Genomic DNA, 22,554 nt, shown 5'->3' with positions numbered 1-22,554 from the left:
TCCCGGGCTCAGCCCTGGTAGGGCTCGGCCTTGAGGATCTTCACCGAGGTGAGCTTGCCGTTGGGCAGCTCGTACTGGGCGTCCTCGCCGACCTTCTTGCCGTTCACGCCGGAGCCCAGGGGGGACTGCGGCGAGTACGTCTCGATGTCGGCGCTCGCGTACTCGCGCGAGGCGAGCAGGAAGTCCAGCGTGTCGTCCTCATCGCCGTCGAAGGCGATGGTGACGACCATGCCGGGGGCGACCGCGCCGTCCGCCGCGGGAGCCTCGCCCACCTTGGCGCTCTCCAGGAGCTGGGTCAGCTGGCGCACACGGAGCTCCTGCTTGCCCTGCTCTTCCTTGGCTGCGTGGTACCCGCCGTTCTCGCGCAGGTCGCCCTCCTCGCGCGCGGCCGCGATCTTGGCGGCGATCTCCGTGCGCGCGGGACCAGACAGGTACTCCAGCTCGGCCCTGAGCTGGTTGTACGCCTCCTGGGTCAGCCAGGTGACGTTCTCACTGGTCTGGGTCACAGGTGCTCCTCGTAGGTACTGGGAATACAAAGCATCGCCCTACCCAGAAGAATGTTCCTTCACGGGTGGGCGAAACCACGAGCCTAACAATTCAGCGGCTGAAGGGGGAGGACATAAGACATCAGAATTACGTCAACGCAGGTCAGTGCCTGGTCGCCCATGACGGACAGTAGGTGTCAAGGGGACGTCAGTCGGCGTGGCAGCCGAGCAGCTCGGCCGTGGTGCCACGAGAGGTCGTACGGAGCGTGACGACTTTGTCGATGCGGGAGGAGTCCTGCTCGAAGCGGAAGTCCGCGCGGCCCACCTCGGTGCCGTCCTCGCTCTGTGAGCGCAGGGTGCAGTAGCCCTGGGCGTCCGCGTCCTTGCGTACCTCCAGGTGCACCTCGACCGCGCTGTCCGAGGCCGCCTTGAAGGTGATCACCTCGGCGCTGATGTTGTTGGCGGCGACGTAGTAGTACGCGAAGTAGCCGAGCAGGGCGAGCAGGGCGACGCCCAGCGCACCGCCGATGACCTTGAGCTTCCGGTCGGCCCGCTCGTCCGCGGAGCGGCCGTACCGGCCCTCGGGCAGCTGCGTGCTCGCCGTACTCATGATCGTCCTCTCGGCAGGGCCGGGACCGAGATCTCGCCACGGTCCTGGATAGGGGCCCCGGGAACCGGGCCCCGGAATTATTCGCCCCCCGATTCCGTCACTATAGAAGCCGCCCATGGCGCAGATTCACGCTGGGCGCCGACTTGCTGACTTGCCGACCGGCCGACGTCGTCGACTGGCCGACTTACCGAGGATTGAGTCTTGACTGACCAGCTGCGACTGATGGCCGTACACGCCCACCCCGACGACGAGTCGAGCAAGGGCGCGGCCACCATGGCGAAGTACGTGTCCGAGGGGGTGGACGTGCTGGTCGTGACCTGCACGGGCGGGGAGCGCGGCTCCATCCTCAACCCGAAGCTTCAGGGCGACAAGTACATCGAGGAGAACATCCACGAGGTACGCAAGAAGGAGATGGACGAGGCCCGCGAGATCCTCGGCGTCGAGCAGGAGTGGCTCGGCTTCGTCGACTCGGGCCTGCCCGAGGGCGACCCGCTGCCGCCGCTGCCCGAGGGCTGCTTCGCCCTGGAGGACGTCGACAAGGCGGCCGGGGAGCTGGTCAGGCAGATCCGCTCGTTCCGTCCGCAGGTGATCACCACGTACGACGAGAACGGCGGTTATCCGCACCCCGACCACATCATGACCCACAAGATCTCGATGGTGGCGTTCGAGGGGGCGACGGACACCGAGAAGTACCCGGAGTCCGAGTACGGCCCGGCGTACCAGCCGCAGAAGCTGTACTACAACCAGGGCTTCAACCGCCCGCGCACCGAGGCGCTGCACCACGCGATGCTGGACCGTGGCCTGGAGTCGCCGTACGGGGAATGGCTGAAGCGGTGGAGCGAGTTCGAGCGCGTCGAGCGCACCCTGACCACCCACGTCCCGTGCGCCGACTTCTATGAGATCCGTGACAAGGCGCTGATCGCGCACGCCACGCAGATCGACCCCGACGGCGGCTGGTTCAAGGTCCCCATGGAGCTCCAGAAGGAGGTCTGGCCGACGGAGGAGTACGAGCTCGCCAAGTCCCTCGTCGATACCTCCCTCCCCGAGGACGACCTCTTCGCGGGCATCCGCGACAATGCCTGACATGAGCGCAAGCCTGGCACTGACACACCTCGTCCCTCTCGCCAAGGAGGTCGACGAGAACAAGGTCACCCCCGGCGTCCTCGGCTTCATCGTCTTCGCGGTGATGGCCCTGGCGGTATGGGGGCTGATGAAGTCGATGAATCGGCATATGGGCAAGGTGGCCTTCGAGGAGGATCCGGAGAAGGGCGCGGCGGCCTCCGACGCCACCCCGGGTGGGAAGGCGTCGCCGGCGAAGGGCTGAGTCCCTTCACGCCGACGGTCACCGCGAGTGGTCCGCCAGCGACAGCAGCAGGTGCGCGGACTCCGGCCGCAGGTGGTCGGAGTGCGCACCCGCCGGGCCGTTCCCCCGTACGAATACCTCGCTCGCGTCGACACTGACGAAGCGGTGGTCGAGGACGTCGCGCGGATACGGCTCCTCGACGGGCCGCATCCTGATGGCGGAGACGGGCGCGGGCGCGGTGCCGATGCCCGCGTACCCGATGCCCGCCCGCTTCTCGGCGCGCAGATGCCAGAAGCCGGTGGCCCGGTCGTGCTGCGAGTACGTCGCCACGACGGGGCCGCGCAGCGGGGCCTCGGCGAGGGCGGTGAACGTCGACGCGAACGCGTCGCGCGGCCCTGCCATCTGCAACAGCAGCATCGAGTCGACGGTGAAGGGCCGGCCCGGCGGCTCGGGTGTGGACCAGCCGAGCGTGCCCGCGTCCCGACGCCGCGCCGCCCACTGCACCGCCTCGCACAGGAACCGGCAGCCGAACGAGTGCCCCACCAGGTGCAGATACTGGCCGCCGCGGTTCGCCAGCACGGGAGCGGCCGCCGGGTCGGCCCGATGGCCGTCCAGATAGCCGAGCAGCTGTCCCACGACGCGTGCGGCGTGCCCGCCGGTGGACATGGCGTGTGCGCGGTCCCGTATCCGCCGGTAGCCGCCGAGCGAGGGCAGGGAGCGCGACGGCCAGCGCACCAGCACGGGCCAGGGGACGAACGGCCGCCCCGCGCCGCCGAGCCGCGGATAGATCTCGCGGCGCCCTTCGAACTGTTCGCGGACCAGCCCCAGCAAGTCGCGTACGGCGTCCAGCGCCGAGTCCCGCGAGGTCTGCCAGCCATGGACGTACACGACGATGTCGGTGGCCCACGGTGGCGGGGTGAGCCGCTCGGCGAAGTACGCGTCGAGTCGCGCGGCGGGCACGGGGCGCGGGCCGGAGCGGGTGGGTCCCAGGGGCCAGCCGGACTCGTCGAGGTCGAAGGCGCGCACCTCGGCCGCCGCACCGCTGCCACTCATCCGGTGCGCTCCAGTCTGTTGTCCATGCCGCAGTGCAGGGTGTAGGCGAAGCCGAGCGGGTTGTTCCAGGTGTCGGCGAAGTACCGGGCCAGCCCGTGGGCTATCTCTCCGGCGGTCTCCCGGCCGCCGAGATAGCGGGTGACGTACGCGTACGCGTACTCGGCGGCGAACATCTGCGGCATCTCGATCTGCGGCCCCAGCACCCCGCCCGCGCCCGCCTCGATGAGGGCGCCGCCCAGGTGCACCAGCTCGGCGGTGCCGGGCAGACCGGCGTAGCAGGCGTTGAGGAGCACCAGAGGGCGCTGCCGCAGCAGCGGACCGCCGGTGGTCCGCCGGGCCAGCACCGCGCGGGCGTCGATGTCCTTGTGGTCGCTCAACTGCACCACGAACAAGGGCGAGTTGTCGTCCGCGGTACGTCTGAAGTGCCCGTGGCACCAGAAGTACATCAGCTGCTCGTCGAGCCCGCCCGAACCGAGCGCACGCAGCAGTTCCTCGCGCCGGGTGCGTTCGACGCACAGGGTGTCCGCGGCGAGGGCGGCCTCGACCTCGGCGGCGCGGGTGACACCCTCCGGGTCGATGCCCTTGTCGTGGTTCAGGCTCACGACCGGTGGGGAGGGCGGCGGACAGGCGCCCTCCCCACCTTCGCCTTCGACCTCGGCTTGGGCTTCGGCTTCGGCTTCGGTTTCGGGGAAGACCGGGTAGCAGCTGCCGGTCTGTTCGATCTGGTGCCGGTAGCCGAGGAAGCGGCGGAAGACGTGGCCGCCGGGGTCGGTGGCCGTGTCCTCGGGCAGACACAGCATCGGCCAGGGCAGGAACAGGTTGGAGTCGACCCGGATCCGCAGCGGCCGTTCGCCGCTCAGCGCGCCGGTCAGGATGTCGCGGAAGCGCCGGGTGGCCTGGCCGCCGTCGCCCAGCAGTTCCCCGTACAGCAGATAGGCGCCCTGCCGCGCGAGTTCGTCGAGGATCTCGCGCAGCTCCTCCTCGGGCTCCGCGGTGAGATCCGGGCAGGTCGCGTACGGGAAGTGGGGGCGGCCCCCGACCGGGATCCCGCGCTCGTCGACGGGCTGGAAGTCGACCAGTTCCCGCTTCCACAGGGCGCGCAGCTGCGCCGCGGCGGCGGTCACGGCGGCGGGCTTCACGTTCAGCTTCAGTGCGTGCTCGGTCGGGGACGGGGGAGTGGCCGGGCCGTACATCCGGGCCCTGATGTGGTCGTCGGCGTACGCGTCGAGGGCGAGGACCAGGTCCGGGTGGCGGACCGAGGGCGCAGGTCGGCGGGTGAAGCCGACGCTGGGGTCCTGGACGACCTGGGCGGGAAGTTCGCGGGCCATGGGGCTCAGGCCCTCCGTGCGGGTTCGGGACGGGGCGCCGCCGCACGGGGCCCCGGGGCGGAGGGGATCACGTCGATCTCCGTCTCGACCTGCTGGAGGACGGCGCCGGTGACCGGGTCCTCGATCGTGAAGCGCAGGCGGTGGTGGCCGGGGCGGTGCGGGGTGAAACGGAACTCCGCGCCCTCACCACGCACGGTCACGGTCACGGCGTGCGGGGGTTCGACCTCGGCGTGCGTGAGGGGGGTCGCGCGGGCGCGGAGCGCGGGGAGCGGGGCGGTGGACCAGGGGTGCCGGGCGCCCGGGACGACCTGGAGGGCGATGCGGGCGGACTCGTCCTGGGCGGGGGCGTCGTCGAGGAGCGTCAGGCGGACGTGGGCGTGGGTGGCGTCCGGGCCGCGGTCGTCGGGGTCGTGGCTGTCGGGGCGGGGTTCGGGCTGGGTGTGGCGGGCGGTGCGGGGGATGAGCAGATCGCCGTCCTCGGTCCACTCGACCGCGTCCAGCACGGCGGCGGGGTACCGGCGGACCAGTTCGTACGGGGGCGCGGTGCCGGGCGGCGATTCGGCCAGGTCCACCCATGCCTCGCCCGCGTCGTCGCCGACGAGGCGGAACATATGGCGGATCTCCGCCGACCAGTCGGCGTTCAGGAACCGGCGGGCGGGGGCGCGGAGCGCGTACTCCAGCATGGTCCAGGCCCTGCCATGGGGGCAGCTCGCTATGTCGAAGAGCAACACGGACTCCTCGAACAGCCGGTCCGCCTCGCGCCCGCTCTCCTCCGATCCGCTCACGCGGGTCAGCGCCAGCCCGTGGTGGTGCAGCGCCCAGGCCAGGCCGAACTGGTCGTACGTGGCACGAAAGCGGCGTACGACGGCCGTGAACTCGTCCTGCCAGGGGAAGCCGGGCTCGTCCACGCTCGCGAGGATCCACCACAGGTGTGCCCAGGCGGCGCCCCGCCGGTCGCCCTCGCGCTCGTGCAGACGGCGGGGCACGGCGAGGGCTTCGGGGTCCGGCGTACCCAACGGGAAGGAAACCCGCCCGAGTTCGGTCGCCGCCCAGGCCACGCCCCGTACGTCACCGATCGCGTGGAACGCCTCCTGCGCGGCGTACAGCAGCTTCTCCGCGTCCTCTGCCTGGCCGCGCAGCAGACACAGCCGCCCGTACTGGAACATCGTCCACGCCTCGCCGCGCCGGTCGCCCGCGACCTGGTGAGCCTCCACAGCGCGCCTGAGCAGGGGTCCGGGTGCGCGCAGATCACCCCGGTCGCAGTGCACGGCGGCCCGGGTGAGCAGGGCCCAGCCGTCGGCGCCACGGCCGGAGGGGAGGGTGGCGAGGTGGCCCTCGGCGTTTCCGAGGCGGCCCATGTGGTGGGCGGTGACGGCCAGTTCGAGGACGGCCGCGGTGTCGGGCGCGTGGGTGGCGAGGAGCTGGGCGGCGGGCTCCGGACGTCCGGCCTCGCGCGCGGCGACGGCCAGCGGCACGTCCAGGGGTATGTCTCCCCTCCTGGCCCGGAGGACCTGCCGCAGGACCAGCAGCTCGGCGAGCCGGCCGCGTCGCGCCAGCTGATCGGTCAGCGGTCCGACGAACTCGTCGCCCGCCGTGTCCGTGCGGCTGACCAGGTCGACGAAGGTCGCCGGGTGATCACCGAACGCGCCCGGGTGCTCGTGCGCGGCGTCGAAGAGTGTTCGGGTGACCGCGTTCGCCCTCGCCTGCGACGCGGCGCCGCTCCAGCCCCGTAGGACGAGCGAACGGATCAGAGGAGGGAGCCGCAGATCTCCTTCGCCGGTGGCATGCAGCAGTTCGAGCCGGTGCAGTTCGCGCATGGCCGTGGCGGATCCCAAGAGGGGGGCCAACTCGGCCGGCAGTTCCTCGATGCCGAGTGCGGCCAGGTCGTCGAGCAGCTCCCTGGCCTCGTCGCCCGCGACCCGTTCGATCGCTTCGAGTGTCTGCCGTTCGCTGCGGTGCTTCAGCCCGCCCCGAACCAGCTCTTGCCCGTCGCCCGGGAACGGCGAGACCAGACGGCAGACCGCCAGCCGCGGGTCGGAGGGCGGACGAGGTCCCGCCGAGCTCATCAACAGCGGCGACTCCGTTTCGGAGAGGGCGGCGAGAAGGGGGGCGGGTGCCGTGCCGTCGGGCAGCCCGTGCACGACCACGACCGAGGGGCGTACGCGGAACACCTCACGGCAGGCTCGGACGACCGCGTCCATCAGCCCTTCCGGAGCCCGCCCGATCAGCGTGGCGAGAGCCCCGGCACCCTCCGCACCGCTCGCCCCCAGCAGCCGCAGCAGCGTGACCTCGGAGGGCCGGTCCCCGGCGTAGTCCGCCACCCGCACGCGGCACACCGGAAGCCCACGCTCCGCCGCCAGCTCCCGTGCCAGTACGTCGAGAAACTCCGACCTGCCCGCGCCCGGCCCGCCGGTCACCAGCAACGGCCGACCGTCCGCCAAGTCCCGCCGCGCAACCGCCAGTTCGTGCCCGCGCCCCACTAACCCCACCGGATCCCCGCCTCCCGCTCGCCCCCGTACGCGTCCTATCGCGGCGTGGCGACCGCCACCCCCATGACTTCCCGAGCGTGTCGATCGGGCACCATCCCCAACCGCCAAGCCTGCCATCCCGCGTCCAGGTCGACGCCCCGTTCCAGCAAGAGCTGATACGCCTCCACGTAGTCGTCGAGCTTGGTGTCGCGGGACGGATGGCCGGTGCGGGAGAGCCGGCCCAGTTCCTCCTGGGCTACGGCGCTGCCCACCTCGAGTCCGCCCGGGGAGGCGTACGGCAGGAGGGTGCACCGCAGGAGCCTGGCCCAGTCCTCGCCACGCCGGTCGCCGTACGAGGTGAAGAGGTCCACCGCCTCGTCGCACAGGGCGAGAGCCTGTTGCGTACGGGCGTTGCCGGCGTCCACCACGGCCAGCTCCAGGCAGGTCCACGCCTCGCCATGGGCCACGCCGATGCGCTGGAAGTCGGCCCGCGCGTCCACCAGAAGCTGGCGGGCGAAGCCCGAGTTGCGCAGCGAGCCGGTCTGCGCGGCGCGCTGGTCGCGGGTCACGCGGGCCGAGTGGTGACGCGCACACGCGAGCCCGTACACGTCCCGCATCCGGGAGAACATCGTGCGGGAACGCTCCAGTTCACGCACCGCCTGGTCCAGGTTGCCGGTCTCCTCCAGGGCCTGGCCCAGGTAGTACACCGTCCAGGCCTCGCCGCGTGCGTCCTCGTTCTCGCGGTGCCGGGAGATCGCCTGGCGCAGGCCCGCGATCGCGCCGGTCGGGTCGCCGTCGACGAGGCGGGCGCGGGCCAGCTGGGTCAGCGCCCAGGCCTCGCCGCGGGCGTCGCGGGTGCGGCCGTACAGGTCGAGGGCCGCGCGCAGATCCCGCTCCGCGCTCGGTACGTCGCCCCTGCGCAGGCCCAGCTGGCCGAGCTGGAAGTGGGCCCACGCCTCGCCGTGCACGGACTCGCTCTCGCGGTGCAGGTCGAGGGCCTGGGTGAGCAGGTCGAGGGCGGTGGCGAGGCGGGCCCGGTCGCGCTCCACCGCGGCGAGCGCGTGCATCGTCCAGGCGCGGTCCGCGGCCAGCTCCGGGGCGGCCTGGAGGTCCATGGCCTCCTGGAGCTTGGCCGCCGCCTCGGTGAGGTTGCCCTGGTGGTGCAGGGTGATGCCGAGAGAGCACAGGGCCCGGGCCGCGCCCGCGTCGTGGTGTGCCTCGAAGTAGAGATCCACCACGGAGGACAGGGTGGTACGGGCCTTGTCCAGCTCGCCGAGCTGGCGGGCCGCGATGCCGGTGCGCCACTGGACCGAGCGCACCAGGAGTCCCTGGTCCACGGCCTGCGTCAACTCGCTGATCTCGCCCAGGCGGTAGAGGTCGCCGCGCAGCAGGCAGTAGTCGCACAGGGCGCCGAGCAGGTGCAGTACGGCCGCCTGGTTGACGCCTTCCGCGTGGCGCAGGGTCGCCGTGATGAAGCTCGACTCGTCGTCCAGCCAGCGCAGGGCCGCGTCGAGGGAGGTGAATCCGTGCGGACCAAACTGATCAGCGCGCGTGGACGTCTTGCCGTCGACCAGGCGGATCACCGAGTCGGCCAGTTCGGCGTAGTTCACGATCAGGCGCTCCTGCGCCGCCGTCCGCTCGGACGGTTCCTCCTCGTCCAGCAGCCGCGCCTGCGCGAAGGCCCGGACGACGTCGTGCAGGCGGTAGCGGCTGCCACGGACGTGGTCGATCAGGCCCGCCCGGGCGAGCGCGGTCAGGTGGCGGGTGGCCTCCTGCTCGTCCGTCGCCAGCAGGGAGGCCGCCGCCGCGGCGCCCAGTGAGGAGCGGCCGGCCAGTGCCAGGCGCCGCAGCAGCCGCCTGGCCGGATCCGTCTGGTCGGTGTAGCGCAGCCACAGCACCCGCTCGACGGGCTCCACGGGGCCGTACGCCCCGAGGTCGGAGGCCAGTTGGCGGGGTGTGCGCGGGCCCAGCGAGGAGCCCGCGACGCGCAGGGCCAGCGGCAGGCTTCCGCACAACTTCCTTACGTGGTCGGAGGATTCGGCGTCGTAGGGTCCCGACGAGTCCTGTGCCACCGCCTTCAGCAGTTCCTCGGCGCCTGCCGCGTCCAGCGCCTCGACGGGCAGCTGGTGCACCCAGGCGGGGAGGTCGGCGGGCAGGTCGAGCGGCTTGCGGGCGGTGACCAGGACCAGGCTCTCCGAGCGCTCGGGGACCAGGGTGCGCACCTGCCCGGCGTCGGACGCGTCGTCGAGCACGATCGTCACCGGCAGGCCGGTCAGATGCTGGTGGTACAGCTCGCTGAGCCTTCTGACCTGCTGGTCCTGCGAGGAACGCTCACGGAAGAGGAGCTGTTCGCGCGGCGCGCCGAGCCGGTTCAGGAGGTGCAGCAGCGCGTCGCGGGTGGTCAGCGGCGGCTCCTCCGCGCTGTCGCCGCGCAGATCCACCACGCACGCGCCGCGGAACTGGTCCCGCAGGCTGTGCGCCGCCCGGACGGCGAGGGCGCTGCGGCCGGAGCCGGGCGCGCCGTGCAGCACCACCACCGTCGGCTTCGTCTCCGTGCTCGCCCGCGCCGCGTGCACCCACTGCGCGATCCGCGACAGCTCGGTCCGACGGCCCGCGAACGGGCCGTCCGGCTCGGGGAGTTGGCCGAACGACTGCTCCAGGACGCTGCGCCGCCTGGCCGCCGCGCTCTTGTCGGTGCGGCGCAGCTGGGGCGCACCCTGCTTGGCGCCCGTGGTGGCGCTGAGTACGCGCTGCTGGTCGAGGAACGGCCGGATGCCGCGTACCTCCAGGGCCGTCAGCCACTGCAGTCGCAGCTGCTCGGCGCCTCCCGGCCGGCCCAGGGCTCCGGCTCGCCTGCTCGCGGCCGGCAGATGCGAGGCCGTCACCTTGACCACGGTGGCCGCCGCGCCCACCACCGCGACCGTCGCCCCCGCGCCGATCGCCGTCCCCGCGCCCGTGCCGAGCGCCAGGTCGGCCACGCAGGCCGCGACCGCCGCGACGACCGCCACCAGCAAGGGGGTACCGGCGCCCTCCCGGGCGTAGCGCTGCCCGAAGGTCAGCCGGCCGGCCTCCGCCTCGTCGAGGGCATGGGTGTACGCCCCGTACTCCTCAGCGGCGGCCTGCCCCAGGGCGTCGAGCGCGGTGCGGGCCCGCGACAGCAGCACGGCCCCGTCGGTGCGCCCGCCCGAGCGCCGTACCTCTTCCTCCACAGCCCGGGCCAACAGCCTTTCGGCCTCCGCCCGGTGGCTGTCCCGCATGTCACGTCCCCCTCCGGCGGCAACTCCCTTTCCGTCAAGTGTCCTTCGCGCGGGGCGCGAGCGCGAGGGGGCGGCGATCACGGAAACGCGGGGGTGGGTGGCGCTCGTACGGCGCTGGGCGGATCGGTCGCGCGGATCGGGTGGCGTCGTACCGAGGACGGTCCGACGATCAGGCCGCCCCACGCGTGACCGGGAGCCTTCGGGCAGGATGGAGACATGCCGAACCGACTGGCCCATGAGACGTCCCCGTACCTGCTCCAGCATGCCGACAACCCCGTCGACTGGTGGCCCTGGTCGGAAGAGGCCTTCGAGGAGGCGCGGCGGCGGGGCGTTCCGGTGCTGCTGAGCGTCGGCTATTCGAGTTGCCACTGGTGTCACGTCATGGCGGACGAGTCCTTCGAGGACGAGGCGACGGCCGCGTATCTGAACGAGCACTTCGTCACCATCAAGGTCGACCGAGAAGAGCGCCCCGACGTCGACGCCGTCTACATGGAGGCCGTCCAGGCGGCCACCGGCCAGGGTGGCTGGCCCATGACGGTCTTCCTCACCCCGGACGCCGAGCCGTTCTACTTCGGCACCTACTTCCCGCCCGCCCCCCGCCATGGCATGCCCGGCTTCCCGCAGATCCTGGAGGGCGTGCACAGCGCCTGGACCGACCGGCGGGGCGAGGTCGCCGAGGTCGCCGGGAAGATCACGCGGGACCTCGCCGAGCGGGAGCTGAGTTACGGGGACGGCCAGGTCCCGGGTGAGCCCGAGCTGGCCGGGGCCCTGCTCGGGCTCACCCGGGAGTACGACGCCTCGCGGGGCGGCTTCGGCGGCGCACCCAAGTTCCCGCCGTCCATGGTCATCGAGTTCCTGCTGCGCCGTCACGCGCGGACCGGCTCCGAGGGTGCCCTCGAGATGGCGCAGGACACCTGTGAGCGGATGGCGCGCGGGGGGATCTACGACCAGCTCGGCGGCGGCTTCGCCCGGTACTCCGTCGACCGCGAGTGGACGGTGCCCCACTTCGAGAAGATGTTGTACGACAACGCGCTGCTGTGCCGTGTCTACGCGCATCTGTGGCGGGCCACCGGCTCCGAGCTCGCCCGCCGCGTCGCCCTGGAGACCGCCGACTTCATGGTCCGCGAACTCCGCACCGACGAGGGCGGGTTCGCCTCCGCGCTCGATGCCGACAGCGACGACGGGACCGGCCGGCACGTCGAGGGCGCGTACTACGTGTGGACGCCCGAGCAACTGCGTGAGGTGCTCGGGGACGCGGACGCCGAACTGGCCGCCCACTACTTCGGGGTGACCGAGGAAGGCACCTTCGAGGAGGGCGCCTCTGTCCTCCAACTCCCGCAGCGCGAACGCGTGTTCGACACCGAGAAGATCGACGACATCCGGCGCAGGCTGCTCGCCGCCCGCGCGGAGCGCCCGGCCCCCGGCCGCGACGACAAGGTGGTGGCCGCCTGGAACGGCCTCGCCGTCGCCGCCCTGGCCGAAACCGGCGCCTATTTCGAGCGTCCGGACCTCGTGGACGCCGCGATCGGCGCCGCCGACCTCCTCGTACGCCTGCATCTGGACGAGCGTGCGCGGCTCGCCCGTACCAGCAAGGACGGGCGGGTCGGGGCGAACGCCGGGGTGCTGGAGGACTACGCGGACGTCGCCGAGGGGTTCCTCGCGCTCGCCTCGGTGACCGGCGAGGGGGTGTGGCTGGAGTTCTCGGGGTTCCTCCTCGACCGTGTGCTGATCCACTTCGTCGACGCCGAGTCGGGCGCCCTGTACGACACCGCCGACGACGCCGAGCAGCTCATCCGCCGCCCCCAGGACCCCACCGACAACGCCACGCCGTCCGGCTGGAGCGCGGCCGCCGGAGCCCTGCTGTCGTATGCCGCCCAGACCGGTGCAGAACCCCATCGCACCGCCGCCGAGCGGGCGTTGGGCGTCGTGAAGGCGCTCGGGCCGCGCGCTCCCCGCTTCATCGGCTGGGGCCTGGCGGTCGCGGAGGCGCTCCTCGACGGGCCGCGTGAGATCGCGGTCGTCGGTCCGGCCGGCGATCCGGCGACGAAGGCCCTGCACCGCACCGCGCTGCTGGGCACCGCGCCGGGCGCCGTGGTCGCCGTAGGCGCTGCGGGGAGTGATGAGCTGCCGCTCCTTGTCGACCGACCTTTGGTGCAGGGGCAACCTGCTGCGTACGTTTGTCGTAACTTCACCTGTGACGCCCCGACGACCGACCCGGAGCAGCTCGGCGCGGCTCTGAACGGCTGAAACATCGATCAGCAACCGGTCTAAACCGGATCTGTGTACGATTTATTCAGTAATCAATCCGACTGTCTTGAAACACGCTCTTCATCAGAACAGCGCGCGCGCTTCACAGATCACCCATAGCATCTGCACGGTGACGCGGCGGATGTGACTGGCCGTCGCGACTGGGGGTTTTGGGGATCTGGGGGGATCTGTTGTTGACGTCTGTCTTTATTGCTGCCGTTTCGCTGGCCCTGTTCTGGATGGCAGCCTTCACTTTGTGGTGGCAGATGCATGCCTGGCGTACGCCCGAAGTGCTGGCTTCCACCCGTTTCAGCAGACCGGACGGCGGTGACCGGCTCGCCTTCTCGCTGCTGCTGCCGGCCCGCCACGAACAGGCCGTGCTCGACCACACCATCCAGCGCCTGCTGGAGTCGAGCCACACCGATTTCGAGATCATCGTCATCGTCGGGCACGACGATCCGGAGACCACCGCGGTGGCCCGGGCGGCCGCGGAGCGCGACGCGCGTGTACGCGTCGTCGTCGACCATCACGAGAAGAAGAACAAGCCGAAGGCCATGAACACGGCGCTGCCGCACTGCCGCGGCGACGTCGTCGGAGTCTTCGACGCCGAGGACCAGGTCCATCCGGAGCTGCTCGCCCACGTGGATCACGCGTTCCGCACGACGGGTGCGGACGTCGTCCAGGGCGGTGTCCAGCTCATCAACTTCAACTCCAGCTGGTACAGCCTGCGCAACTGCCTGGAGTACTTCTTCTGGTTCCGCTCACGGCTGCACCTGCACGCGCAGAAGGGGTTCATCCCGCTCGGCGGCAACACCGTCTTCGTGCGGACCGACGTACTGCGGGAGGCCGACGGCTGGGATCCCAACTGCCTCGCCGAGGACTGCGACCTGGGGGTCCGGCTCTCCAGCGTCGGCAAGAAGGTCGTCGTCGCCTACGACTCCGACATGGTGACCCGGGAGGAAACTCCCGGCAGCCTGATGTCACTGATGAAGCAGCGCACCCGGTGGAACCAGGGCTTCCTACAGGTCTACCGGAAGAAGGACTGGAAGCAGCTTCCGGGCTTCGGGCAGCGGCTGCTCGCCCGCTACACGCTCATGACGCCGTATCTGCAGGCCGTCTCCGGTGTGGTCATCCCGCTCAACGTGGCCATCGCGCTCTTCCTCGACGTGCCCGTGGGTATCGCCTTCATCACCTTCCTGCCGGCCGTGACCGCCCTGGTCACCTTCGTCTTCGAGCTTGTCGGACTGCATGACTTCGGCAAGCAGTACGGGCTCCGTGTCCGCTTCATCCACTACGTCAAGCTCGTCTTCGGTGGCCCCTTCTATCAGGTGCTCCTCGCCGGTGCGGCCGTCCGTGCCGTGTGGCGTGAGCAAAGGGGCCGCAACGACTGGGAGTTGACCAGCCATGTCGGCGCGCACCTCGCCGAGGTCGAAGTGAGCCGCTAGGGCCGGCGCGATCCGGCGTGATCCGGCGGGGCCGATGTGGCTCCGCCAGGACCCTATGTGGCCCGTCAGGGCTGATGCGGCCCCATGGGGCCGATATCGGCCCTGAGGGTGGATATGGCCGTCAGGGCCTATGTGCTCCGGCTGGGACCCGCTCCGGTGGGCCGGCCTTGCCGCCGAGCGTCCGATAAGTACCGAAAGTGCCGAAAGTCCCGAGAGGACCTTCCCGCGTGACCTCGACCCTTCCCGCGGCGACCACCTCCACGGTCCCCGCGCAGCGGCCCTCCGCGCCCAAAATCGTCCACGACTCCCGTCCCCTGCAGCGTCTGCGCCGCTCGCGCGCCGACCTCGTGCTGTGCGGTGTCCTGCTCCTGGCGATCCTCGCCGTGCAGGGCTGGAACATCACCGACTACCCGACCCTCAGTGACGACGAGGGCACCTATCTCGCGCAGGCCTGGGCCGTCCAGCAGGGCAAGGGCCTCGCCCACTACACGTACTGGTACGACCACCCGCCCATGGGCTGGATCCAGATAGCCGCGCTGACCTGGATCCCGGCCCACCTCAGCCCCTCGCTGATGACGGTCGGCTCGATGCGGGTCGCGATGCTGGCGGTCAGCGCTGTGAGCGCGATCCTCCTGTACGTCCTCGCGCGCCGTCTCTCGCTGCCGCGCTGGGCGGCCGGGCTCGCGATGGCGCTCTTCGGGCTCTCGCCGCTGTCGGTGGTGCTCCAGCGCGAGATCTTCCTGGACAACATCGCGGTGATGTGGACGCTGCTCGCGTTCTGCCTCGCCGCGTCCCCGAGCCGCCACCTGTGGCACCACTTCGCGGCGGGCATCGCGGCCGCGGCGGCCGTGCTCACCAAGGAGACGATGCTGGTCATCCTGCCCGCGCTCCTGGTCACCATGTGGCGCCACGGCCACCGCGACACCCGCAAGTTCGCGCTCACCGGAGCCATCACCGCCTGCGCCCTGATCGGCCTCTCGTATCCGCTCTTCGCCCTGCTGAAGGGCGAGTTGTTCCCGGGCTCGGGCCATGTCTCGCTCTGGGACGGCATCATCTACCAGATGAGCCGCCCCGGCTCCGGCTTCATCCTCGACCAGAGCACCGGCTCGTACGGCGTCCTGCAGTCCTGGCTGTACTACGACCGCGTGCTGCCCCTCGGCGGCCTGGCCGGAGCGCTCCTGCTGCTGGCCACCTGGCGCTGGTCGGTGACCGCCCGCGCGCTGGCCGGACCCGCGCTCACCGTCGCCATCCTCGCCCTGGTGGCGCTGCGCCCGAGCGGCTACCTGCCCGCGATGTACGTCATCCAGGCCCTGCCGTTCCTCGCCCTGGTCCTCGCCGGGGGCACCGCGAGCGTCGCCCACGCGGTGCTGCGCAGGGGGCGCGGCGCGGACGACAAGCCGTACGTCACCTGGGGACGGCGGGTGACGGCGGCCGCGCTCGTGGCGGCGGCCGCCGCCTATGTCGTCCCGCGCTGGTACGACGGCAACCACACCGCCGTCACCGCCGACGCCAACGCCCCCTACCGGGCCGCCGCCGCGTGGATGAAGACCGAGGTGAGCGATCCGCGGAACACCCGGGTCCTCGTCGACGACGCGCTCTGGCTCGACCTCGTGCACGACGGCTACCGGCCCGGACTCGGCGTCATCTGGTTCTACAAGGCGGACCTCGACCCCGCGGTGACCAAGACGATGCCCAACGGCTGGAAGGACCTCGACTACGTCGTCGCCTCCCCGACCGTGCGCCGTGACGCGGTGGACCTGCCCAACGTCAAGGCGGCCATCGAGCACTCGACGCCGGTCGCCACCTTCGGCAAGGGCGATGACCGGATCGAGATCAGGCAGATCAACGACACCACCATGACCACGGCGAGTTCCGGAGGCAGCCGATGAGCAGCTTCGAAAGCACTGTCCCCGACGAACTGGGCGACCCGGCCGTGCGCGCCGCGGAAGTTGCTGAACCGGGTGCCGTCACTATTGTCGTACCGACCTTCAACGAGTCCGCGAACATCCGCGAGCTGCTGCACCAGATCACCGAGTCGGTGCCGGCCCGGCTGCCCTGCGAGGTCGTCTTCGTGGACGACTCCACGGACGACACCCCGGAGGTGATCAACCGGGAGGCGCAGGACTGCCCCTTCCCGGTCACCGTGCTGCACCGCGACCAACCCGAGGGCGGGCTCGGCGGGGCGGTCGTCGAGGGGCTGAAGGCGGCGAGCTCCGAATGGATCGTGGTCATGGACGGCGACTGCCAGCACCCGCCGTCCCTGGTACCGGAGTTGGTGGCCTCCGGCGAGCGCGCGAACGCCGGGCTCGTCGTCGCCAGCCGCTACATCAAGGGCGGCAGCCGCCAGGGGCTGGCGGGCGGCTACCGCATCGCCGTCTCACGCGGCGCGACCTGGCTGACCAAGACGCTCTTCCCGCGCAAGCTGCACGGCATCAGTGACCCGATGAGCGGCTTCTTCGCGATCCGCCGCAGCGCGGTCACCGCCGAGGTCCTCCAGCCGCTCGGCTACAAGATCCTGCTCGAACTCGCCGTGCGCAGCCGCCCCCGCGAGGTCACCGAGGTGCCCTTCGTCTTCCAGGACCGGTTCGCGGGCGAGTCGAAGTCGACCGCGCAGGAGGGCTTCCGGTTCCTGCGCCACCTCGTCGGGCTGCGCACCGCCTCGCCCATCGCGCGGATGGTGGTCTTCGGCCTGATCGGCGCCACCGGCTTCGTACCGAACCTGCTGGGCCTGTACGCGCTCACCGCCGCCGGAATGCACTACCTGCCCGCGGAGATCCTCGCCAACCAGCTCGGCGTCGCCTGGAACTTCCTGCTCATCGAGCACCTCCTGTTCCGGGACCGCCGAAAGCACCGCAAGCGGTGGGACCGCGTGGGCCGGTTCGCGCTGCTCGCCAACGCCGATCTGGTGCTGCGCATTCCGCTGATCGCGCTCTTCGTCCACCACCTCGGGATGGGCGCGCTGTCCGCCACCGCCCTGGCCCTGGTGACGACCTTCGTCCTGCGCTTCGTGGGGACCGAAGCGCTGGTCTATCTGCCGCGCCGCAGCGACAAGGCCGCGCGTGGGAGCCGCACCGCAAGGAGAGCCGCATGACCTACCTGGTACGACCAAGACGCAGAACGTCGCTGCTGGCCGTGGTGGGCCTCGCCGCCGGGCTGCTGCTCATCTCCCCGCAGCCCGCGTCCGCCGCGAACCTCGTCACCAACCCGGGCTTCGAGACGGCGGGCACGGACGGGATGCCGTACTGCTGGGAGAAGTCCGGCTGGGGCGACAACGACTTCACCTTCGCCACCGTCGCCGACGCGCACTCCGGCACCAAGGCCATGAAGGTCGAGCTGACCCGACGCGTCGACGGCGACCGCAAGGCGCTGATCACCGAGTCCACCGCCTGCGCGCCGGTGGTCACCGTGGGCAAGCAGTACGACCTCGGACTCTGGTACAAGACGACCACCCCGGACGCCTCCATCACGCTGTTCCGGCACGACACGACGGCGGGCTGGCAGTACTGGACCGACCTCAAGACCCTCGACATGGCGGGCAGCTGGACCCAGGCCACGGTCCGCACGCCCGCTGTCCCGGCCGGCACCGACCGCATCACCTGGGGCGTCTCGGTGTACGGCACCGGCGCCGCGACCACCGACGACTACACGATGGAACAGGTCGCCGACACGCCCCCGCCGGCCACCTGCACCGGCTCCGCCGAACAGTGCGCCAACGGCAAGTGGGACGTGCTGCCCACCCAGAACCCGGTGCGCTCCATGCACTCCGTCGTCCTCAACAACGGCAAGGTGCTGCTGATCGCGGGCTCCGGCAACAGCGAGGAGCAGTTCAACGCGGGCACCTTCACGAGCGCGGTCTACGACCCGGTGAACGGCACGTACAAGACGATCCCCACGCCGAAGGACATGTTCTGCGCCGGACACGTCCAGCTCTCCGACGGGCGCGTGCTCGTGATGAGCGGCAACAAGGCGTTCCCGGCGGCGGACGGTTCCCACGGCTACGAGGGATACAAGGACTCGTACATCTTCGACCCGGCCACCGAGACGTACAACAAGACGAACGACATGAACGACGGCCACTGGTATCCGTCGGCCACCGAGCTCGGCAACGGTGACATCATCTCCTTCGGCGGGCTGCGCGAGGACTCCACCGGTTCGGTGACCGCCGAGCTCTGGTCGGACGCCCAGCAGCAGTGGCTGCCGACGTGGCAGGTCAACCAGACCTGGTCGTACTGGGGCCTGTACCCGTCGATGATCCTGATGCAGGACGGCCGGCTCTTCTACTCGGGCAGCCATGTCTTCGGCAACGGCACCCCCGGCACCGGCTCGGCGATCTACGACTACGACGCCAACACGACGACGGCGATCCCGGGCCTCCAGAACAAGGACGAACGCGATCAGTCCGCCAGCGTGCTGCTGCCCCCGGCCCAGGACCAGAAGGTGCTGACGATCGGCGGCGGCAACATCGACTCCAACCCGGAAGCCAACCGGCTCACCGACATCATCGACCTGAAGTCCGCCAACCCGACGTACGTCGCGGGCCCGCCGATCCCGCAGGGCACGGTCGACCTCGGCAACGGCAAGGTGGCCCAGACCGGCGCCCAGGGCAAGATGTACGTCTCCACCGTCCTGCTGCCCGACGGCAAGGTCCTGGAGACGGGCGGCGCCCTGCACAACCGCGCCAACCCGGTGTACGAGACGTCGATCTTCGACCCGGCGACCTCGACCTTCGACCAGGTGGCGACCGACCCCGAAGAGCGCGGCTACCACTCGTCCGCGTTCCTGCTGCCCGACGGCCGGGTGATGACGACCGGCGACAACCCGGGCAACGGCACCTGGAACCACGACGTGTCCATCTACACCCCGCCCTACCTCTTCAAGGGCACCCGTCCGACGATCACCTCGGTGATCGACAACGAGTGGGTGTACGGCGACACGCAGCGCATCACGGTCGACCGGCCCATCGCCAAGGCCGAGCTGATCCGCCCGGCCGCGGTGACGCACTCCTCGGACCCGAACCAGCGGTTCGTGGACCTGCCGCTGAGCGTGGACGGCAACAACGTCGACCTGAACGTGACGAGCAACCCCAACCTGGCGCCGCCCGGCTGGTACATGCTCTTCGCGGTCGACGCGAACGGCGTCCCCTCGATCGCCAAGTGGGTGCACCTCCAGGGCCCGTCGGCACTCGCCGCCGCGGACACCGCCTCCGCGCACGTCCACTCCTTCGCCGACTCCCTCGAGGGAACCGTCAAGGAGCCCGGCAAGAAGAAGACCTCGCAGAAGGTCAGTCCCACCCTTTCCGGCTGCGACCGGCACTACGGCTCGATCAACGTCTGCGTGCCGACGGTCTTCCCGGACGAGGTGAAGAAGACGACGGCCTCACGCTGCGCCTGGCTGAAGACCAATGACTACGGCCGACTGAAGGTCAACGGCAAGGACGATCCGCTGGGCCTCGATCCGAACAAGGACCGGGTGGCCTGCGGCGCGAAGGACCTGAAGCGCCGCTAGGGCCTGTCCGGTCAGCTTCCGAACTCGGCGAGGGCGCGCCCCACGATGGCCTCCAGGCGGTCGTGGTGCGCGCCCTTCCAGTAGGCGCGTCCACACTCCCCGCACTGCGCGAAGACCTCGTACGACCGCTCGGTGCCGCCCTCCAGCTGATGCGCGACCTGCTCCTTCGTGGCGGTCCCGAGCAGGCCGTTGCACGCCGTGCAGCGCGTCCAGGGCTTCAGCTCGGGCGCGAACCGGCCCAGTACGTCACGGAGTTGGTCGTCGGGCAGGGTGCTGTAGACGAAGGCGCCCGCCCACAGCTCGCGGCGCCGCAGCAGTCCGCGGTCACGGCTGAGCATGACGCGCCGCTCGGCGGCGGAACGGGCGGCGAGGGCCGGGTCGCCGATGTCCGTGGACTCGTACGCCGTGTCCACGCCCAGCAGGCGCAGCCGGCGGGCGAGGGTGCCGAGGTGAACGTCGAGGAGGAAGCGGAGCGGGGCGCCGGGGACCTCCTGCGGGCGCTCGACCGTGAGCACCCGTACGAACTCGCCGGCCACCGGGATGTGCGAGAAGGGCACCTCCCGGCCGTCCACGACCAGGGTGCCGACCTCCGTCAGCGGAACGCCGAGCGACTCGACGACATGGCCGAGCGTGGAGGATCCGTCGGTGCCGACCGGAGTGGCACCCGCGCGCCGCCCGTGCGGGACGAACACCCCCAGCTCGGGGGCGAATTCCACGTGGATCTCCGGTCCGTTCACCAGGTCAGGATGTCATGCGGGGCGCGCCCGTGGCCTCCGGGCCTGCGGCGGCCAGACCGTGCTGCAGGACGTCCACCGCGCGGCCGACGATCTCGGCGAAATCCTCCTGGTGGCCGCCCTCGGCCCAGTACAGGGAGGTCTCCATCAGCCCGCCGATCAGCGACATCGCGAACACCCGCACTTCGAGGCTGTCGGGGTCCCGGCCGGTGCGCTCGCCGATGGCCCGGCACAGCAGGCGGCCGGTGAGCGACATGCTCTCCATCATCCGGGAGCGCACCGCGGGGACCTCGACCATCAGCCGCGTCCGCAGCCGGCTCACCTCGGGCTCCTCGGCGTTCCCGATGCCGACGGCCTTCGTCATCACATACCGCAGGGAGTCGAACCACGGCTCGTCCGCGGGCCGCGACCGCAGCTCCTCCTCGAGGACGGGGTCGAACTCGTCGGTGAGGACGATGTCCTCCTTGGTCGGGAAGTAGCGGAACACCGTGGACGGGGAGACCTCGGCCGCCTCCGCGATCTGCTCGATGGTCGTCGCTTCGTACCCCTGCTGCTGGATCAGTCGGTACGTCGCGTCGCGGATCGCGATCCGGGTCTTCCTCTTCTTCCGCTCCCGGAGCCCCAGCTGGGGTTCGGGAGCGGAAGAGGTGCTGTGTGCGGTGGCGGCCATGCTGTTCATTGTCCGGCATCCACGGGGGTCGGAGCCATGGCGGTGTCCTCCTTCGACGCGGGCTCGACCTGCGGGGTCCCCGGCAGCAGCGCCGCGGCCGGCAGCGCGACGAAGCGAGCCGAGCAGGGCGATGCCGATCGCGCTGCCCACCTGGCGCACGGTCATCAGGAGCCCTCCGCCTCCCCCACTGCCTTAAGGGCGTGGGGGTACCCCCAGCCGGCCCGGTCGCGGGGCAGGGCGCCGAGGGCGGCGGACATCGCGGGCACCACGGCGAAGCCGAAGCCGAACCCGGCGATGGACAGCCACAGGGCGGTGAAGCCGTAGCCGTGGGGGCTGTCATGCGCCGTCAAGGCATGGCAAAGGGCCGCGGCTTGAAGCCGCGGCCCTGGAAAGAGGCTGGTCGGGAGGGTAGCTCCCGCCGGTGGGGGTTATGCGTGCTGGTAGGCCACCAGCGAGATGCCGACGTAGTGCACGACGAACGCCGCGAGGGTGAAGGAGTGGAAGACCTCGTGGAAGCCGAACCAGCGCGGTGACGGGTTGGGGCGCTTGATCCCGTAGATCACGCCGCCCGCGCTGTAGAGCAGTCCGCCGACGATCACCAGGACGAGGACGGCGATCCCGCCCGTGCGCATGAAGTCCGGCAGGAAGAAGACGGCCGCCCAGCCCATCGCGATGTAGCAGGGGGTGTAGAGCCAGCGCGGGGCGCCGACCCAGAACACCCGGAAGGCGATACCGGCCGCCGCCGCGGCCCAGATGCCCCACAGGAGCCACTGCCCCTTGGCCCCCGGCAGCAGCAGCATGGTCAGCGGTGTGTAGCTGCCCGCGATGATCAGGAAGATATTGGCGTGATCGAGTCTGCGCAGCACTCCGTCCATGCGCGGGCTCCAGGTGCCGCGGTGGTAGAGCGCGCTCACCCCGAACAGCAGGCAGGCCGTCAGGGCGAAGATTCCGCAGGCGATGCGGCCGCGGGTCGAGTTCGCGAGGGCGGTGAGCACCAGGCCGGAGATGAGAACGGCCGGAAACATGCCCAGGTGCAGCCAGCCGCGCAGCTTGGGCTTGATCTCGTGCGTCTCGTGCAGCAGGGGGGACGCCACGGGGCCGCGGCCTGCGGCCGGCGAGTCCGTGGGCGCGTCGGGGACGGGCGCAGTCATGCGCCGAATCGTACCTACGGAACCGTAAGTTACGTATCAGTACGAGGCAATCATCGGCCAGAAGTGGCCATGATCTCACGCGTTGTCCGGGCCTGCGAGGGGCGCCCTGGATGAACCCGCGATGTGCGGAAGGAAACCCCGAGGTGAGCCGCGCGTGAGTGGCGATGGTCACTCCGCTCAGTTGTGCGGCCATCTGGACAGATGCGCGGTACCATCGGATGATCAAATGAGTGCGGTCGGCACCGGATGAGCGCCATGGGCTTCCATGCCCCGAAGCATCCGGGTCGCAGCCCCCACG

The 22,554-nt window shown here is 70.8% G+C and carries 16 protein-coding genes and 1 pseudogene; 7 read left to right on the top strand and 10 right to left on the bottom strand.

Translation table 11 applies throughout. The features are described from left to right. Positions 1–8 precede the first annotated feature (8 nt). Both greA and ACX28W_RS12045 read right to left on the bottom strand, forming a co-directional pair. Entirely contained in the window at positions 9–506 is a 498-nt protein-coding gene (gene greA, locus ACX28W_RS12050; protein WP_458998892.1) for a transcription elongation factor GreA, read from the bottom strand. Between the two features lie 187 nt (positions 507–693). Beyond that, positions 694–1,095, bottom strand: a complete 402-nt coding sequence (locus tag ACX28W_RS12045) for a DUF4307 domain-containing protein (protein ID WP_458998891.1) — start codon at positions 1,093–1,095, stop codon at positions 694–696. A gap of 222 nt (positions 1,096–1,317) precedes the next feature. Here ACX28W_RS12045 and mca point away from each other — a divergent pair, with 222 nt between their 5' ends. Together mca and ACX28W_RS12035 are read left to right on the top strand one after the other, a co-directional pair. Beyond that, positions 1,318–2,178 (top strand): mycothiol conjugate amidase Mca, encoded by an 861-nt coding sequence (gene mca, locus ACX28W_RS12040; protein WP_458998917.1) that lies wholly within the window; start codon positions 1,318–1,320, stop codon positions 2,176–2,178. Then, positions 2,171–2,419, top strand: a complete 249-nt coding sequence (locus ACX28W_RS12035; RefSeq protein WP_458998890.1) for a hypothetical protein — start codon at positions 2,171–2,173, stop codon at positions 2,417–2,419. Before mca ends, ACX28W_RS12035 begins: the two co-directional genes overlap by 8 nt. Before the next feature lie 18 nt (positions 2,420–2,437). Here the strand turns inward: ACX28W_RS12035 and ACX28W_RS12030 are convergent, their stop codons facing one another. Genes ACX28W_RS12030 through ACX28W_RS12015 form a run of 4 tightly spaced genes read right to left on the bottom strand, consistent with a single transcriptional unit; the run spans position 2,438 to position 10,504 of the window. After that, on the bottom strand, positions 2,438–3,451 hold the full coding sequence (locus ACX28W_RS12030) for a hypothetical protein (RefSeq protein ID WP_458998889.1): 1,014 nt from the start codon (positions 3,449–3,451) through the stop codon (positions 2,438–2,440). Continuing rightward, positions 3,448–4,779 carry a CHAT domain-containing protein gene (locus ACX28W_RS12025; protein WP_458998888.1) on the bottom strand — a complete coding sequence of 444 codons (1,332 nt, stop codon included), beginning with the start codon at positions 4,777–4,779 and terminating at the stop codon, positions 3,448–3,450. Before ACX28W_RS12025 ends, ACX28W_RS12030 begins: the two co-directional genes overlap by 4 nt. 5 nt (positions 4,780–4,784) lie before the next feature. Next, positions 4,785–7,259, bottom strand: coding sequence for a hypothetical protein (locus ACX28W_RS12020; RefSeq protein WP_458998887.1), 2,475 nt, complete (start codon positions 7,257–7,259; stop codon positions 4,785–4,787). Positions 7,260–7,303: 44 nt separating this feature from the next. After that, positions 7,304–10,504: a tetratricopeptide repeat protein gene (locus tag ACX28W_RS12015; protein ID WP_458998886.1), complete on the bottom strand. Its 3,201-nt coding sequence runs from the start codon at positions 10,502–10,504 to the stop codon at positions 7,304–7,306. A 216-nt stretch (positions 10,505–10,720) separates the two neighbouring features. On the opposite strand from ACX28W_RS12015, the gene ACX28W_RS12010 reads away from it, so the two are divergent. The 5 genes from ACX28W_RS12010 (at position 10,721) to ACX28W_RS11990 (ending at position 19,701) form a co-directional block, all read left to right on the top strand. Next, positions 10,721–12,751, top strand: coding sequence for a thioredoxin domain-containing protein (locus ACX28W_RS12010; RefSeq protein WP_458998885.1), 2,031 nt, complete (start codon positions 10,721–10,723; stop codon positions 12,749–12,751). A gap of 191 nt (positions 12,752–12,942) precedes the next feature. Next, entirely contained in the window at positions 12,943–14,196 is a 1,254-nt protein-coding gene (locus ACX28W_RS12005) for a glycosyltransferase (RefSeq protein WP_458998884.1), read from the top strand. A 227-nt stretch (positions 14,197–14,423) separates the two neighbouring features. Beyond that, positions 14,424–16,085, top strand: a complete 1,662-nt coding sequence (locus tag ACX28W_RS12000; RefSeq protein WP_458998883.1) for an ArnT family glycosyltransferase — start codon at positions 14,424–14,426, stop codon at positions 16,083–16,085. Then, the gene (locus ACX28W_RS11995) at positions 16,082–17,287 is read left to right on the top strand and encodes a glycosyltransferase (RefSeq protein ID WP_458998882.1); all 1,206 of its coding nucleotides are present in this window, start codon (positions 16,082–16,084) and stop codon (positions 17,285–17,287) included. Before ACX28W_RS12000 ends, ACX28W_RS11995 begins: the two co-directional genes overlap by 4 nt. Further along, positions 17,284–19,701 (top strand): galactose oxidase-like domain-containing protein, encoded by a 2,418-nt coding sequence (locus tag ACX28W_RS11990; protein WP_458998881.1) that lies wholly within the window; start codon positions 17,284–17,286, stop codon positions 19,699–19,701. The genes ACX28W_RS11995 and ACX28W_RS11990 overlap by 4 nt, the downstream gene beginning before the upstream one ends. Positions 19,702–19,712: 11 nt before the next feature. Here ACX28W_RS11990 and ACX28W_RS11985 read toward each other — a convergent pair whose 3' ends face one another. The 4 genes and pseudogenes from ACX28W_RS11985 to trhA form a co-directional block, all read right to left on the bottom strand. Beyond that, complete coding sequence (locus tag ACX28W_RS11985; RefSeq protein WP_458998880.1) at positions 19,713–20,438, bottom strand: Mut7-C RNAse domain-containing protein; 726 nt, start codon at positions 20,436–20,438, stop codon at positions 19,713–19,715. 4 nt (positions 20,439–20,442) lie between these two features. Next, on the bottom strand, positions 20,443–21,114 hold the full coding sequence (locus ACX28W_RS11980) for a TetR/AcrR family transcriptional regulator (RefSeq protein WP_458998916.1): 672 nt from the start codon (positions 21,112–21,114) through the stop codon (positions 20,443–20,445). 45 nt (positions 21,115–21,159) lie between these two features. Further along, positions 21,160–21,482, bottom strand: a pseudogene (locus ACX28W_RS11975) (hypothetical protein); the annotation flags it as partial. Between the two features lie 51 nt (positions 21,483–21,533). Further along, on the bottom strand, positions 21,534–22,256 hold the full coding sequence (gene trhA / locus ACX28W_RS11970; protein ID WP_458998879.1) for a PAQR family membrane homeostasis protein TrhA: 723 nt from the start codon (positions 22,254–22,256) through the stop codon (positions 21,534–21,536). Positions 22,257–22,554 lie beyond the last annotated feature (298 nt).

It is taken from the genome of Streptomyces sp. SD15 (assembly GCF_054462255.1).
This window is presented reverse-complemented; position numbering and strand designations above follow the sequence as displayed.